A 15,461-nucleotide genomic window follows, 5' to 3' on the forward strand; every position below is an offset into this window, starting at 1 on the left:
GTGGGCGCCATGGTAATGCGGGGTGCAGGCCTGGCCTGCGGGTGTTACACCCCGCTACCGAACCGGCGCGCGTGGGCGGCCCCTGGGTTGGGAGTCTTTGGTCTTTTTGGCCTCCAGCGCAATAAATACTAAGGCATTTTGCTATTTATTTCGTAGCAAATCAGAGGTCGCGCACGGGCCCGGGGCGACCGTCTTCCACCACGAAGCGGGCCAGGGTGGAGGCGCCGCTGTCGGCCCGCAGCGGGTCGTCCACGGTACGCAGCGTGGTGGTCCAGCGCCGGGGCGTGACCTCGGCCAGCCCCCAGCCGCGCAGATCGCAGCGCGCCAGCAGCACGTGCGGGTTGTGGCGGGCGATGGCGTCCACCTTGTCCTGCGTGGTGCCCGAGCGTGAGCTGATCGAAGTGCCGCAGAACTCGCTGGCCAGCACGCGGGCCGTGGGAGCCAAGGGGGACTCGGCCGGCGCGGCCCCGTCGGTCGGCGCCATCACGTTGCAGACGTAGTTCTGGTGGATGTCGCCCCCCAGCAGCACCGTGTTGCGCAGCGCATGCCGGGCCACCGATTGCAGCAGCCGCTGGCGTGCGGCCGGGTAGCCGTCCCAGCTGTCGGTCGATTGCACGCCCGAGGGGTAGTGGCGCGGCGAGAACAGCGTCTGCTGCGCGATCACGCTCCACTGGGTGCCGTCGCCGATGGCGCTTCCCACGCCGCCGCCGCGTGCATCGGCGGCCAGGCCGGCATCCAGCCAGCGCTCCTGCGCCGCGCCCAGGAAGCTGCGCCCGGGCGCCTGCAGCTCGGCGCAGTCGCCGGGCCGCACGGCGCCCGCGCCGCTGCTGCCTTCCGCGCGGCAGGCCTGGCGGTCGCGGAACTGGCGCGCATCCAGCAGGTGGACGGTCGCCAGCCGCCCCCAGGGCAGCGCGCGGTACACCTGCAGCGCGCCGAACCCGCTGGCCGCCAGGCTCGCGGCGCGCAGCGGCGTGTGTTCGTAGAAGGCCTGCCATGCCGCCGTGCGCATCGCCAGGAAGTCGGCGGCGTCGCCGCGGCCGTGGGTGCCGGCGTAGTCGTTCTGCACCTCGTGGTCGTCCCAGGTCGTGGCCCAGGGGCACAGCGCGTGGGCCGCCTGCAGCGATGGATCGCTCTTGTGCAGCGCGTAGCGGTCGCGGTAGTCGGCCAGCGTGTGCGCCAGGCGCAGGCCGTGCACGCGCGCCAGCCCGGCCGGGTCCTTGGGGCTGGCGTATTCGTAGATGTAGTCGCCCAGAAACAGCACCAGGTCGGGCGACTGGCGGCACACGTCGGCCCAGGCCGCGTAGTGGCCGTGCTCCCACCGCTGGCACGACGCGAAGGCGATGCGCAGGCCCGGCGCCAAATCCCCGGCGGCCGGCGCGGTGCGCGTGCGGCCGGTGGCGCTGACGGCGTCGCCCTGCAGAAAGCGGTAGTGGTACCAGCGCCCCGGGGCCAGCCCCTGCAGCTCGACATGCACGCTGTGCGCGAGTTCCGGCAAGGCGGTGGCCGTGCCGCGCTGCACGATGCGGCGAAACGCGTCGTCGTGCGCCACCTCCCACCGCACGGCGATCGGGCGGTTCCACGCGCCGGGTTCGGCGGGCACGAGGCGCGTCCACAGCACCATGCCATCGGGCGAGGGGTCGCCGCTGGCCACGCCCAGCGTGAACGGGTCGTGCCGCAGCGCGCCGGTGCCTGCCCCCGCCCAGCGGGGCCAGGCGGCCACGCCCGCGGCCCAGGCGGCCCGTTGCAGCAGTGCCCGGCGCGAGAGCAGGGGTGTTTGCGTCATGGGAAGGGTTGCAGTGCGCGAGCGGGAAGCCGTCAGGCCGGGCGCGCGGAAACAGCCGCCCCGGGAGGGGCTCAGGCAGCCATCACCCGGTTCTTGCCTGCGCGCTTGGCCAGGTACATGCCCTGGTCGGCCCGGCGGATGGCTTCCGTGCTGCCTTCCTGCTCGGCCATCTGCGCCACGCCAGCGCTGAAGGTGATGAGCACCTTCTCGCGGTCCTTCAGGAAGTAGCGCGTGGTCAGCTCGCGCTGCAGCCGCTTCATGGCTTCCACGCCCTGGTCCAGGTCGGTGTCGGGCAGCACCAACACGAATTCCTCGCCGCCGTAGCGCGCCAGCATGTCCTGCGGGCGCATCACCTCGCGCGTGACGCCGGCCAAGTGCACCAGCGCCTCGTCGCCGGCCGTGTGGCCCAGGCGGTCGTTGATGAGCTTGAAGTTGTCCACGTCCAGCAGGGCCACGCACAGGGGCGAGCCGTTGCGCGTGGCGCGGGCGATCTCGCGCTCCATCACCTCGTCCAGGCCCTTGCGGTTGAGCGAGCCGGTGAGCGGGTCGTGCCGGGCCTGGGCGCTGGCGCGGTCCAGCTCTTCCTGCAGCTTGGCGATCTCGGCATGGCGCGCATCGGAGCGCGCGCGCAGGTCCTGCAGCTCGTCGCGCGCCACCCGGCTGTCCAGGGCCATGGCGCGCGTGGCGCTCATCACCTCTTCGAGCAGCGGGGTGATCTCCTGCAGGCTGTTGGCCTGGCCGATGCGCTCGGCGCAGTGCTCCATCTTGTCGTGGTAGGTGCTGCTGGAGGCGGTGATCTGCACCAGCCGCTCGATGAAGGTGGCCAGCAGCTCCTTCATCTGTTCCTGCGCCTGCACGGTGCGCTCCTTGGCCTCCGTCTGCTTGAAGATCACGTCCTTCAGGCGCCGCTGCACCTCGTCCAGCCGGCGCAGCGTGAGCGGCGGCGTGGAGGCGGCCATCAGCGCCTCGACCTGGCCCTGCAGCCAGCGGTCGTCCTGGCTCAGCACGGCGATGTTCTCGAACAGCATGTGCAGCAGTTCGAGCAGGCTGGCGCGGATGGCGGCCTGGTCTTCGGTGGCGAACGAGAGCCGGTAGCTGAAGTTGTTCAGCATCAGGCCGAAGGTCGAGACCGGGGGCGAGGGCTGGCGCAGGAAGTTGGTCAGCTGCGCGGCCAGTTCGTGCACGCGGGCATCGTCCTCGCCCAGCGCGGGCAGGGTGTTGTCGATCAGGCGGGCGAGCTGCTCGGTCAGTTCCTCGGGCAGGTGCGTGGCGGCCGAGGGTTCCGCCGCCGCGGCGGCCGGTGCGGCCACGCTGGCCAGGCCGAGGTTGGCGTAGCCCACCAGCACGCTCTGCAACTGGGCCCAGTCGGTGTTGTCGATGGCGGATTCGAACAGGCCCAGCAGGCGCTTTTGCGCCGGGGTCTGCCCGGGCAGCACGCGCAGGATGTGGCGCAGGGGGCCTTCCGGAAAGGCGGTGGGGCTGGGGTTGCCGGCGATCTCGTCGTAGAGCGCCTGGTAGTTGTCGGGCGTGGGCGCCAAACGGCGCGCGGCCAGCTGCTTGAGGGTTTCTCGCGCGATTTCTGAAGGGGGGCGGTCGGCCATCTGGCGTGCACGGAAAGGCAAAGATGCGCGAGTGTGACAGACGGCGCACCGCTTGAACAGGCGCCCGCAGGACATCCGTGCAACGCCGGCCCCGCGCACCACCGGCCTGGGTGAACGGGGTGAAGGGCCCGGCGGGTGCGGGCCGGCGCTCGCGTCAGTTCACCATGACCAGCTTGCCCATCACCCCGCGCGATCCCATGTGGGCATAGGCCGCGGGCAGTTGCGCCATCGGCATGGTGCGGTCGATCACGGGCTTGATGGCGCCCTCGCCGTACCAGGCGGCCAGCTCGGCCATCATGGCGGCGTTCGCCTGCCGCTCGCGCTTGGAGAACTCGCCCCAGAACACGCCCACGATCGAGGCGCCCTTGAGCAGCGCCAGATTCAGCGGCAGCGCCGGGATGGGGCCGGAGGCGAAGCCCACCACCAGATAGCGCCCGCGCCAGGCGATCGAGCGGAAGGCGGGCTCGGTGAAGTCGCCGCCCACAGGGTCGTAGATCACATCCGGGCCCTTGCCGTCGGTCAGCGACTTGATCGCCTCGCGCAGGTTTTCCTCGGTGTAGTTGATGACGGCGTCGGCGCCCACGGACAGGCACAGCTTGCATTTTTCCTCGGTGGAGGCCGCCGCGATCACGCGGGCGCCCATCTTCTTGGCGATCTGGATGGCCGCTGTGCCCACGCCGCCGGCCGCGCCCAGCACCAGCACCGTCTCGCCGGCCTTGAGCTGCCCCCGGTCCACCAGCGCATGGTGCGATGTGGCGTAGATCATGATGAACGCCGCCGCATCCACGTGCGAAAAGCCCTCGGGCAGCGGCATGCACAGCGCCGCGGGCGCCACCGCGTGGGTGCCGAAGCCGCCCGTGCCGGTGAGGCAGGCCACGCTCTGCCCGGGGCGCAGGTGGGTGACACCTTCGCCCACGGCCTCCACCACGCCAGCGTATTCCGACCCCGGCACGAAGGGCAGGGGGGGCTTCATCTGGTACTTGTTCTGCACGATGAGCAGGTCGGGAAAGTTCAGGCTGGCGGCCTTGATCGCGATCAGCACCTCGCCCGCCTTCGGCGTGGGCGTGGGCAGTTCGGTCCAGGCCAGGGCGTCGACGCCCGTCGGGTTGGTGCAAAGCCAAGCATGCATGGGAGGTCTCCTGTCGGTGTGGCCGCATGATAGGCGCGGGGGGCGGCATGGCGAGTCCCTGGAGCGACGGCGGCCGGCGGCAGGGGCGGGCAGTCGGGAGCAGGCCCGCCGTGCCGTGTCGGACGCGGCCTACAATCGCTCGCACCCTGCTTCCTGCCACCCATGAAGATCCTCATTTCCAACGACGACGGCTACCAGGCACCCGGCATCGTGGCCCTGCACGATGCGCTCAAGACCATCGCGGACGTCGAGGTGGTGGCGCCCGAACACAACAACAGCGCCAAGTCCAACGCGCTCACGCTGCATTCGCCCCTGTACGTGCACCAGGCGGCCAACGGCTTCCGGTACGTGAACGGCACCCCGGCGGACTGCGTGCACATCGCGCTCACCGGCCTGCTCGGCTACCGGCCCGATCTGGTCGTCTCGGGCATCAACAACGGCGCCAACATGGGCGACGACACCATCTACTCCGGCACCGTGGGCGCGGCGATGGAGGGCTACCTCTTCGGCATTCCGGCCATCGCGTTCTCGCAGGTGGACAAGGGCTGGGGCGAGATCGAATCCGCCGCCCGCAAGGCGCGCGAGATCGTCGAACAGATGCAGGCACAGAACCTGGTGGGCGAGGCGCCCTGGCTCCTCAACGTGAACATTCCCAACATGCCGTTCGATGCACTGCGGCCCCTGCGGCTGTGCCGCCTGGGCCGCCGCCACGCGGCCGAGCGCGTCATCGAGCAGCAAAGCCCGCGCGGGGAGGTCATGTACTGGATCGGGGGCGCGGGCGCGGCCAAGGACGACGCCGAGGGCACGGACTTCCACGCCACGGCCCAGGGCCATGTGGCCATCACCCCTTTGAAGGTGGACCTGACCGACCACGAAGGCCTGGGCTACTGGACGCAGACCGCGGCGCGCCTGGTGCCGGACGCGCCCGCCGCTCCCGCGCCGGCCCCCGCCCGATGACCCAGCGCCGCCCCGGCTTTCCGGCCCGCATCGACCCCCCGTCGGGCGCTGCGCTCCGGCCGCCATCGCAGCCCGCGCCGCGCCGCGATGCCCCGCCCATGCCCCAGGGCGTGGGGCTCGATTCGGCCGCCGTGCGGGCGCGCATGGTGCAGCGCCTGGCGGCCTCGGGCATAGCATCGCCGGCTGTGCTGCACGCCATGGGTTCGGTGGAGCGGCACCGCTTCGTGGACACGGCCCTCGTCAACCAGGCCTACGAAGACACCAGCTTGCCGATCGGGCTGGGCCAGACCATCTCCAAGCCGAGCATCGTCGCCCGCATGACGGAGCTGCTGCTGGGCGCGGAGGGCGCGCGCGCCGCCGGGCTGGGTCGCGTGCTGGAGATCGGCACCGGCTGCGGCTACCAGGCCGCAGTGCTCGGGCGTGTGGCCCGCGAGGTGTACACCATCGAACGTTTGCGCGCGTTGCACGAGAAGGCGCGCGACAACCTGCGTCCCTGGCGCCTCGCGAACGTGCACCTCATCTTCGGCGACGGCACGGTGGGCTATGCGAAAGGCGCGCCGTATGCGGCCATCATCGCCGCGGCAGGCGGCGAGACCCTCCCTCAGGCGTGGATCGACCAACTGGCCGTGGGTGGCCGCCTCGTGGCGCCCATGGTGGGCGCCGGCGGCCACCAGGTGTTGCTGGTCATCGACAAAACGGCGCACGGATTGAAACAGAACGTTTTGGAGGCCGTTCATTTTGTCCCCCTAAAATCGGGGATTGCCTGAAGGGATTGCTTATGTTGGTTACGCGTGGTCTTGTTGGTTGGGGTTCGGTAGCGCTCGCAGCCTTGGTGCTGACGGGTTGCGGTACCCGCGTCAACAGGGCACCGGTGGAAGATCGTGGCACGTCCGCTTCCACATCCGCCTCCCAGCCCGGCATGGTGGTCGCTCCTGCGGCCAAGCCCCTGCCCGGTGCTGAAAATGCCGGCAAACCCGGCTACTACACAGTCAAGCCAGGAGATACCCTGATTCGCATCGGCCTGGAGAACGGCCAAAGCTGGAAGGACATCGCCCGCTGGAACAACCTGGACAACGCCAACCTCATCGAGGTCGGCCAGGTGCTCCGCGTGGCTGCGCCTTCGGCCACGCCAGCGCCTTCGGTGGCCAGCGATACCGGCGTGGTCACCCGCCCGGTCACCTCGTCCGCGATCGCCCCGGCCACCCCCGCCAGCGGTGCCAAGCCCGGCGCATCGGCCCCCGCCGTGGCCGCTGCCCCCGCTCCTGCGCCCAGCCCCGCGCCTGCGGCGACCGGCGGCGAGGATGACATGGCGTTCATCTGGCCATCGTCGGGTTCGCTGGTGGCGGGTTTCGACGAGGCCCGCAACAAGGGTTATGACATCGGCGGCAAGGCGGGCGACCCCGTGCTCGCCTCCGCGGATGGACGGGTCGTCTATGCCGGCGCCGGCCTGCGTGGCTACGGCAACCTCGTGATCCTCAAGCACAACAACACCTACCTGACGGCCTACGCCCACAACCAGACCCTGCTGGTGAAGGAAGACCAGACGGTGCGCCGCGGCCAGAAGATCGCCGAAATGGGCAGCTCCGACACCGACCGGGTGAAGCTGCACTTCGAGATCCGCCGCCAGGGCAAGCCGGTCGATCCGTCCCGCTACCTGCCGGCGCGTTGAGCACGCTGCCGTCCGGCCCCGGCCTGCTCCCCGAGGGGGAGGCCGGCACCGAAGACCTGGAGGAGGGCGGCGAAGCCTCGCAGGAGATTCGCCAGTTCGCCATCGGCGAGGCGCAGCACGGCGAGCGCCTGGACCGGGCGCTGGCTGATCAGGTGCCCGAGTTTTCGCGCAGCTATCTGCAGCAATTGCTGGCCCAGGGGGGCGTTCTGCTCAACGGGCAGGCCGCTGCCAAGCCTGCGGCCCGCGTCAAGGCGGGCGATGTGGTCGCGGTGGAACTGCGGCCCACCCAGCAGAGCCAGGCCTTTCGGCCGGAGTCCATGCCCATCGACGTGGTGTTCGAGGATGCGCACCTGCTGGTCATCCACAAGCCTGCGGGGCTCGTCGTTCACCCCGCGCCCGGCAACTGGAGCGGGACCTTGCTCAACGGCCTGCTGGCCCGCGATTCCAAGGCGCTGCTGGTGCCCCGGGCGGGCATCGTCCACCGGCTCGACAAGGACACGAGCGGGTTGATGGTCGTGGCGCGCGAGCGAGGCGTCATGGATGCGCTGGTGCGCATGATCGCCGCCCGCGAAGTGAGTCGGCAGTATCTCGCCATCGGCCACCGTCCCTGGAGCGGTCCGGAGCAGCGCGTGGTCGAGGGAAGCATCGGCCGCGATCCGCGCAACCGCCTGCGCATGGCCGTGGTGGACCTGGCCACGCAGTCGGGCAAGCCCGCGCGCACGGACATCGCCTTGCTCGACAGCGTCGATCCGGTCTGCTTCGTGCGCTGCACGCTGCACACCGGGCGAACGCACCAGATCCGGGTGCACATGGCCTCGCTTCGCCATCCCCTGGTGGGCGATGCCTTGTACGGCGGGGAAGCGGCGGGGGGGCTCTCCCGGCAGGCGCTGCACGCGTACCGGCTGGCCTTCGTCCATCCCGTGACGGGTGAGCCGATGGAGTTCCATGCGCCTCTGCCGCCAGACATGGAAAACGCCTTGAATTTTTGGGGCCTGCGCTACAATCGCGCCTAGCGGCTGTACCAGCCGACTCGCCCGCATGGACACACTGCAGGGCTGGGAACAGCACCAAGGTCTTTGCGTGCGGTCCCGCTGAACGAACCCTTTGACAGGCATGGCGCCCTTTTCGACACGTGGCGTCTCTTTCCCCGCAATTGCTGAACCATGAATACGGTGGACGCCAAACGGGTCCTTGAAACCGCGCTGATCTGCGCTCCGCAACCGGCGACCCTGCGCGAGTTGCGCACGCTCTTCAACGACGCTCTCGGAACCGATACCCTGAAAACCATCCTGCTGGAACTCCAGCAGGACTGGGCATTGCGGGGCGTGGAGCTCGTGCAGGTCGCTACGGGCTGGCGTTTCCAGAGCCGCCCCGAAATGCGCGAGTACCTGGATCGGCTGCATCCGGAAAAGCCGCCCCGCTACACCCGGGCCACCCTGGAAACGCTGGCCATCATTGCCTACCGGCAGCCGGTGACGCGGGGCGATATCGAGGACATCCGCGGTGTGACCGTGAACAGCCTGATCATCAAGCAGCTGGAAGACCGGGGCTGGGTGGAGGTCATCGGGCACCGAGAAACCGTGGGCCGGCCCGCCCTGTTCGCCACCACGCGGCAGTTTCTGGACGACCTCGGGCTGCAGTCGCTCGACCAGTTGCCCGTGATGGAAAATCCGGCCGTGCAGGCCAGCGTGCTCGAAGCGCTGGGTTCTGGCGGCACCTTGCCGCTCGACGAGCCTGCCGACCCGGCGCCGGGGGATAACCCCCCTGTGGCAGAGGCGGTGCCTTCGGTGCCGCAGGGCTCTGAAACGGAGCCGGTCACCGGCCCGTCCACGGAAGACACGCCGCGCCCATCCGACGAAGAAGACGTGCTGGCCCCCTCGCACGAGAAGCCAAAAGACGCCGATAACGGCACACCAGAGAGTCTCCCATGAACGATCCCATTTCAGAACCTGCCGACGACCAGCCCGCGTTGCCCGCCGAGGCAGACGCCAGCGTGAAGAAGCCTGCGACCCGCAAGTCGCCCCGCAAGAAGGCGCCGAAGGAGTCCGACGCGGCAGCAGGCCAGCCGGTGGAGGCTTCTGCCGAGTCCGCGCAGGATGCCGAGGCTGTCGCTGCACCGGACGGGACGGCGGTGGAGGCTGCCCCTGCGCCGGTGCGGACTGAGCCCGCTTCACCCAGATCGGAACGTTCTTCGGGGCCTCGCCCTGCCGCGGGGGCGCGTACCACGCCGGGCTATCAGTTCGCCGACGTGGTGTCCGGCCGCCTAGACGAGGACGAAACGGCCGCCGATGCTGTGCCTGCGCGCCGCGTCCTGCTGCCGCAGGTGGAAACGCCCAAGCTGCACAAGGTGCTGGCCCAGGCAGGGCTGGGCTCGCGCCTGGAAATGGAGCAATTGATCCTGGAAGGCCGGATTTCGGTCAACAACGAGCCGGCGCACATCGGTCAGCGCGTGCAGTTCGGCGATCAGGTGAAAGTGAATGGCCGGCCCATTCGCTACCGCATCGATCCCCCTCCCGCCCGGGTCATCGCGTACCACAAGCCAGCGGGCGAAGTGGTGACGCACGACGATCCCCAGAACCGGCCCACCGTGTTTCGCAAGCTGCCGCGGCTCGCCCATGGAAAGTGGCAGTCCGTGGGGCGGCTGGACCTGAACACCGAGGGCTTGCTGCTGTTCACCAGTTCGGGCGAGCTGGCCAACCAGTTGATGCACCCCCGCTTTGGCCTGGAGCGTGAATATGCCGTGCGGGTGCTGGGCGCACTCAGCAACGAAGAGAAGCAGCGGTTGCTCGACGGCGTGCAGCTCGACGACGGCATGGCTTCGTTCGGCTCCATCGAGGATGGCGGCGGCGAAGGCTCCAACTGCTGGTATCGCGTAACCATCTCCGAAGGCCGCAACCGTGAAGTCCGGCGCATGCTGGAGGCCGTGGGCCATGCGGTCAGCCGGCTCATCCGCATCCGCTACGGCGCGATGATGCTGCCCCGCGGACTCAAGCGCGGCGCGTGGCTGGAACTGGACGAGCGCGATATCCGCGCGCTCATGCAGGCCGTGGGTGGTGGCAACAAGGCCCCCAGAGAGACGGTCGAGGCACCTGCCGGACCTGCGGACCGCAAAAGCGGCTTGCGCCGTGGCGGGCCCCGCGGTCGCAACAATGGCACGCCGCGCGATGCTGCCGCGCCATCTTCTGCGCGCAAGCCGGGCTATGGACCGGGCGCAGGGCGCGGCAAGGACGGCGCACCCGGTGGGCGCCAGGGCGGCGGTGGCGGCACGGGCAGCCAGCCGGATCCGATGAAGACGTCGGTGGGCTACATCGGCACGGACAGCTTGTCGCGCTACCGGCAGGACCAGAAACGCAACGGCCCGCCGCGCCGCGGCGGTCGCTGAACCTTCGCGCCTTGGGGAATTAATCCGCCCAGTTAGAATCGAGGGCTTTGTCCGCAGGGCGAAAAATTCAAATAGATCAACCACTCTCGAGGAAAATCAACATGGCTATCGAACGCACCCTCTCCATCATCAAGCCCGACGCAGTGGCCAAGAACGTCATCGGCCAAATTTACGCCCGCTTCGAAGCCGCTGGCCTGAAGGTGGTCGCAGCACGCATGGCCCACCTGTCGCGCCTGGAAGCCGAACAGTTCTACGGCGTGCACAAGGAGCGTCCTTTCTTCAAGGACTTGGTGGACTTCATGATCTCCGGCCCGGTGATGATCCAGGCCCTGGAAGGCGAGAACGCCATCCTGAAGAACCGTGAACTCATGGGCGCCACCGACCCCAAGAAGGCAGAAGCCGGCACGATCCGCGCTGACTTCGCAGACAGCATCGATGCCAACGCCGTGCACGGTTCCGACGCCTTGGAAACCGCTCAGGCAGAAGTGGCTTTCTTCTTCCCTGGCCTCAACATCTACTCGCGCTGATATGCGATCCACCCTTGCGCCGGAGCGCTGCCCAGGCCGCGCGCCCAGTGCAGGGGGCGGTGATCGACGTGAACAGCCTTCGCTCCGATGACCACCAATCTCCTTGACTTCGACCTCGACGGTCTGGCTGCGTTTTGCGAGCAGCTGGGGGAGAAGCGTTTTCGGGCGACCCAATTGTTCCGCTGGATTCACCAGCGGGGCGCGCACGATTTCGACCAGATGAGCGATCTGGCGAAGTCGCTGCGGGAAAAACTGAAGTCCTGCGCTCATGTGCAGGCATTGCCGGTCGTGAGCGAACATGTTTCGACGGACGGCACGGTCAAGTGGCTGTTCGACGTGGGTGACGGCAATGCGGTCGAAACCGTGTTCATCCCAGAGGATGACCGGGGCACCCTGTGTATTTCTTCCCAGGCCGGATGCGCCGTGGGATGCCGTTTCTGCTCCACCGGACACCAAGGTTTCAGCCGCAACCTGACGACGGGCGAAATCATCGCCCAGTTGTGGTTCGCGGAGCATGCACTGCGCCGAAGGCTGGGCAGCGAAGAGCGCGTCATCTCCAACGTCGTGATGATGGGCATGGGTGAGCCGCTGCAGAATTACACCGCCCTCGTGCCCGCGTTGCGTGCCATGCTGGACGATCACGGCTATGGCCTGTCCCGGCGCCGCGTGACGGTGTCGACCTCGGGTGTCGTTCCCATGATGGATCGGCTTTCCCAGGACTGCCCTGTGGCGCTGGCTGTTTCGCTGCACGCGCCCAACGATCCGCTGCGTGACAACCTGGTGCCGCTCAATCGCAAATACCCGTTGCAGGAGCTTCTGGATGCCTGCCAGCGCTATCTGGCGCATGCGCCGCGCGATTTCATCACCTTCGAATATTGCATGCTCGATGGCGTGAACGACCAGGCAGAACATGCCCGGCAACTCATCGATCTGGTGCGACCCCGCCATGGGCAGGGTGTTCGCTGCAAGTTCAACCTGATTCCATTCAACCCCTTTCCTGCTTCCGGCCTGCACCGATCGACCCCGCAGCAAGTTGCGGTTTTCGCAAAGTTGTTGAGTGATGCGGGTATCGTTACGACCGTGCGCAAAACGCGTGGCGACGATATCGACGCCGCGTGCGGCCAGTTGGCGGGAGATGTGAAAGACCGAACCCGGGCCGCCGAGCGCATGGCCAAGCAGCGCACCATCGTGCTCAAGCCTGTGACGTGATTTTCCGGTGCGGCTGACCCCCTTGGGCCCGCCATCTCGGAAAACGCCGTGACGGACGAAGGGGTGAAGCGATGCCGCCATTGGGATTTTCAAATCACCTTTTCCGGAAGCTGGCGCATGGCACGCATTGCCTTTGAGCAGGAAGGATCTACATGACGAGATCGGTCGCGGTTGTTGAGCGGCATGCCCGATGGGCGATGGCCTTGTGCCTTGCTGCGGTCGGGTTGGCAGGCCTGGGTGGGTGCGCGGCCTCTGGCGGCTCGAATGCCTCGTCTGGCAGTGCGGAGTACGTCACGCCGTCGGAAGAGACGGAAACCCGCCGCCGCGCCAGGCTCCGGTTGGAGCTGGCCGCCAATTACCTCGAGATGGGCCAGACCACGGTGGCGCTGGACGAAGTACGCCAATCGCTGACCACAGACCCGTCGTACGGTGATGCCTACAACCTGCGCGGGCTGATTTATCTGCGCCTGGGGGATCTGCCGCTGGCGGAGGAGAGCTTTCGCCGTGCACTCGGCTTTCACCCGTCCGAGCCCAACCTGCTGCACAACTATGGCTGGCTTCTGTGCCAGCAGCAGAAGTACGCGGAAAGCCAGCAGTATTTCGAGCGGGCCCTGGCCAGCCGGACCTATACCGCCCGCAGCAAGACGCTCATGGCCCAAGGCCTTTGCCAGGAGCGTGCCGGGCAGATCGCAGAGGCCGAGCAGACATTGCTCAAGGCGTATGAACTGGATGCGGGCAACCCTGTGGTGGGATACAACCTGTCGTCGCTCATGTTTCGCCGAGGCGAGATCAAGCGTGCGCAGTTCTACATTCGCCGCCTGAACAACAGCGAGTTCGCCAATGCGGAATCGCTTTGGCTGGGCATCAAGATCGAGCGGGCGTTGAGTGATTCGGTGGCGATGCGGCAGCTCGCCGAACAACTGCGCAAGCGTTTTCCTGACTCCAAAGAATTGATGGCATATGACCGAGGGGCGTTCAATGAATGAGCCGGTGGTGGGGCACGATGGACAGCCTGTGGACAGTGAAGTCTCGCCAACCCAGGACAGCGTGGCCGCAGGGCTGATGCTGCGGCAAGCCCGCGAATCCGCTGGCGTGCACATTGCGGCACTGGCCGTGGCCCTCAAGGTGCCGGTGCACAAGCTGGAAGCCTTGGAAGCGGGTTACTTCGAGGTTTTTCCGGACGTGGTTTTTGTGCGTGCCCTGGCCTCCAGCATGTGCCGAACGCTCAAGGTGGATCCTGCGCCCGTGCTGGCGCTGCTGCCGCGCAATCAGCCACCTGCGCTGTCGGCGCACCGAGGCATCAATGCATCGTTCAAGCCTGGCAGCGGCCAGTTGGCATCGTCCTCCAGCGGATCGGGTTCCCGCACCGCCATCTTTGCGGTGATCGTGTTGCTGGTGGGCGCTGCTGCCGTTCTGCTGTGGCCCCATCGGCCCGATGGCGTGGCCGGCAATGAGCCGGTGGCGGCGACAGGCACTGTCCCGGAAGCCGAAGGCACCAGAGGGGCCGATGCTGCCAGTCCTGCCCAGCCAGTGACTGCATTTTCGGCTCCGACCCCGTCGGCTTCTGCGCCATCTTCCATGGCAAGCCCATCGGGTGTATCGCCCGCGGCGATGGCTGCAGTGGCCGCGCCTGAGGCCCCGGCATCCGCACCGGCAGGTAGTCCGGATGCCGCACTGGTCATTCGCACGCGCGGAGAATCGTGGGTTCAGGTGCGCAGTGCGGCGGGAGCTACCGTCCTTCAGCGTGTCTTGGCGGCCGGCGAGAGCGTGACGGTTCCGGGAACCCCGCCATGGTCCGTGGTCATCGGCAAGGCCGACGTCACCGAAGTGGTGGTCCACGGCAAGCCTTTGGAGCTCAAAACCGTTTCGCGCGAAAACGTTGCCCGATTTGAGGTGAAACCGTGAACCCTTTATTGACGCCCGCTTTTCCGATTGCGATGGCTGCGCCCCAGCCGCGACGCTCGCGGCAAGCCCGAATCACCTGGGGCTCGCGTGTTGTCACGGTGGGCGGAGACGCACCCGTGCGCGTGCAGTCCATGACCAATACTGACACCGTCGATGCAATCGGCACGGCGATACAGATCAAAGAACTGGCGCAGGCCGGCTCCGAGTTCGTCCGGATCACCGTGAACACGCCCGAAGCGGCTGCGGCGGTGCCCTATATCCGCGAGCAGCTTGATCGCATGGGCGAAACCGTTCCGCTGGTGGGAGATTTCCATTACAACGGGCACCGGCTGCTGACCGAATACCCCGATTGCGCCCAGGCGCTGTCCAAGTACCGCATCAACCCCGGCAATGTCGGCAAGGGCGACAAGCGCGACCGCCAGTTCGGTCAGATGATCGACGCGGCCATGCGCTGGGACAAGGCCGTGCGCATCGGCGTCAACTGGGGCAGCCTCGACCAGGAATTGCTCGCCGAGCTCATGGATGCCAACAATCGGCGGCCGTCTCCCTGGGATGCGCGGCAGGTCATGTATGAAGCGCTGATCACATCGGCCATCGAATCGGCAAAGCGCGCAGAGGAAATGGGTCTGGATGGCAACCAGATCATCCTGTCGTGCAAGGTCAGCGGAGTGCAGGATCTGGTGTCCGTGTACCGTGAGTTGGCAAAGCGTTGCGACTACGCCTTGCACTTGGGCCTGACCGAAGCGGGCATGGGCACCAAGGGAACCGTGGCATCCACCACGGCCTTGTCGATTCTTTTGCAGGAAGGCATCGGCGACACCATCCGCGTCTCCCTCACGCCGCAGCCTGGCGAGGCCCGCACCCAGGAAGTCGTCGTGGCTTCCGAAATTTTGCAGGCGCTGGGTTTGCGCATGTTCGTGCCCAGCGTGACAGCGTGCCCCGGTTGCGGGCGCACGACCAGCACCACCTTTCAGGAGTTGGCCAAGCAGATCGATGACTTTCTGCGGTCGCAGATGCCGGTCTGGCGACTCAAATACCCCGGGGTCGAAAAGATCAAGGTGGCGGTGATGGGCTGCATCGTGAACGGTCCGGGTGAAAGCAAGCATGCCGACATCGGCATCAGCTTGCCAGGCACCGGAGAGGCCCCGGCCGCGCCCGTCTTCATCGACGGAGAGAAGGCGTTGACCCTGCGCGGCGACAATATCGCGCAGGAGTTCCAGCAGCTCGTCGAACGCTACATCGCCGACCGCTTCAGCACGGCGGTCGCTGCTTCTTGATCTGAATTGAAAGCCGCCTTCC

The 15,461-nt window shown here is 67.6% G+C and carries 14 protein-coding genes; 11 read left to right on the plus strand and 3 right to left on the minus strand.

Annotated features, from left to right (window positions below):
* Positions 1-160 precede the first annotated feature (160 nt).
* The 3 genes from AVTE2539_RS14585 to AVTE2539_RS14595 all read right to left on the minus strand — a co-directional run bounded on the left by AVTE2539_RS14585 (position 161) and on the right by AVTE2539_RS14595 (position 4,513).
* Positions 161-1,783, minus strand: a complete 1,623-nt coding sequence (locus tag AVTE2539_RS14585; RefSeq protein WP_284411573.1) for an alkaline phosphatase D family protein — start codon at positions 1,781-1,783, stop codon at positions 161-163.
* A gap of 71 nt (positions 1,784-1,854) precedes the next feature.
* Positions 1,855-3,384: a GGDEF domain-containing protein gene (locus AVTE2539_RS14590; RefSeq protein WP_272568206.1), complete on the minus strand. Its 1,530-nt coding sequence runs from the start codon at positions 3,382-3,384 to the stop codon at positions 1,855-1,857.
* A gap of 154 nt (positions 3,385-3,538) precedes the next feature.
* Positions 3,539-4,513 (minus strand): NADPH:quinone oxidoreductase family protein, encoded by a 975-nt coding sequence (locus tag AVTE2539_RS14595; protein ID WP_272568207.1) that lies wholly within the window; start codon positions 4,511-4,513, stop codon positions 3,539-3,541.
* A gap of 162 nt (positions 4,514-4,675) precedes the next feature.
* On the opposite strand from AVTE2539_RS14595, the gene surE reads away from it, so the two are divergent.
* The 11 genes from surE (at position 4,676) to ispG (ending at position 15,439) form a co-directional block, all read left to right on the plus strand.
* The gene (surE, locus tag AVTE2539_RS14600) at positions 4,676-5,470 is read left to right on the plus strand and encodes a 5'/3'-nucleotidase SurE (protein ID WP_272568208.1); all 795 of its coding nucleotides are present in this window, start codon (positions 4,676-4,678) and stop codon (positions 5,468-5,470) included.
* Positions 5,467-6,237, plus strand: a complete 771-nt coding sequence (locus tag AVTE2539_RS14605) for a protein-L-isoaspartate(D-aspartate) O-methyltransferase (RefSeq protein ID WP_284411575.1) — start codon at positions 5,467-5,469, stop codon at positions 6,235-6,237. Before surE ends, AVTE2539_RS14605 begins: the two co-directional genes overlap by 4 nt.
* An 11-nt stretch (positions 6,238-6,248) precedes the next feature.
* Positions 6,249-7,139, plus strand: coding sequence for a peptidoglycan DD-metalloendopeptidase family protein (locus AVTE2539_RS14610; protein ID WP_272568212.1), 891 nt, complete (start codon positions 6,249-6,251; stop codon positions 7,137-7,139).
* Complete coding sequence (locus AVTE2539_RS14615; RefSeq protein WP_284411577.1) at positions 7,136-8,152, plus strand: RluA family pseudouridine synthase; 1,017 nt, start codon at positions 7,136-7,138, stop codon at positions 8,150-8,152. Before AVTE2539_RS14610 ends, AVTE2539_RS14615 begins: the two co-directional genes overlap by 4 nt.
* A gap of 150 nt (positions 8,153-8,302) precedes the next feature.
* Positions 8,303-9,070: an SMC-Scp complex subunit ScpB gene (gene scpB / locus AVTE2539_RS14620; protein WP_284411579.1), complete on the plus strand. Its 768-nt coding sequence runs from the start codon at positions 8,303-8,305 to the stop codon at positions 9,068-9,070.
* Positions 9,067-10,521 (plus strand): pseudouridine synthase, encoded by a 1,455-nt coding sequence (locus AVTE2539_RS14625; protein WP_284411581.1) that lies wholly within the window; start codon positions 9,067-9,069, stop codon positions 10,519-10,521. The genes scpB and AVTE2539_RS14625 overlap by 4 nt, the downstream gene beginning before the upstream one ends.
* Positions 10,522-10,622: 101 nt before the next feature.
* Positions 10,623-11,048, plus strand: a complete 426-nt coding sequence (gene ndk / locus AVTE2539_RS14630) for a nucleoside-diphosphate kinase (RefSeq protein WP_272551858.1) — start codon at positions 10,623-10,625, stop codon at positions 11,046-11,048.
* 87 nt (positions 11,049-11,135) lie between these two features.
* Positions 11,136-12,257: a dual-specificity RNA methyltransferase RlmN gene (rlmN, locus tag AVTE2539_RS14635; protein WP_272568220.1), complete on the plus strand. Its 1,122-nt coding sequence runs from the start codon at positions 11,136-11,138 to the stop codon at positions 12,255-12,257.
* 152 nt (positions 12,258-12,409) lie between these two features.
* On the plus strand, positions 12,410-13,243 hold the full coding sequence (pilW, locus tag AVTE2539_RS14640) for a type IV pilus biogenesis/stability protein PilW (protein ID WP_442867365.1): 834 nt from the start codon (positions 12,410-12,412) through the stop codon (positions 13,241-13,243).
* Positions 13,236-14,162: a helix-turn-helix domain-containing protein gene (locus AVTE2539_RS14645; RefSeq protein WP_284411583.1), complete on the plus strand. Its 927-nt coding sequence runs from the start codon at positions 13,236-13,238 to the stop codon at positions 14,160-14,162. Before pilW ends, AVTE2539_RS14645 begins: the two co-directional genes overlap by 8 nt.
* 32 nt (positions 14,163-14,194) lie before the next feature.
* On the plus strand, positions 14,195-15,439 hold the full coding sequence (gene ispG, locus AVTE2539_RS14650; protein WP_284402501.1) for a flavodoxin-dependent (E)-4-hydroxy-3-methylbut-2-enyl-diphosphate synthase: 1,245 nt from the start codon (positions 14,195-14,197) through the stop codon (positions 15,437-15,439).
* The last annotated feature ends 22 nt before the right edge of the window (positions 15,440-15,461 follow it).

The organism is Acidovorax sp. SUPP2539, from assembly GCF_030158975.1.
In the GTDB taxonomy this organism is placed as follows: Bacteria; Pseudomonadota; Gammaproteobacteria; order Burkholderiales; family Burkholderiaceae_C; genus Paracidovorax.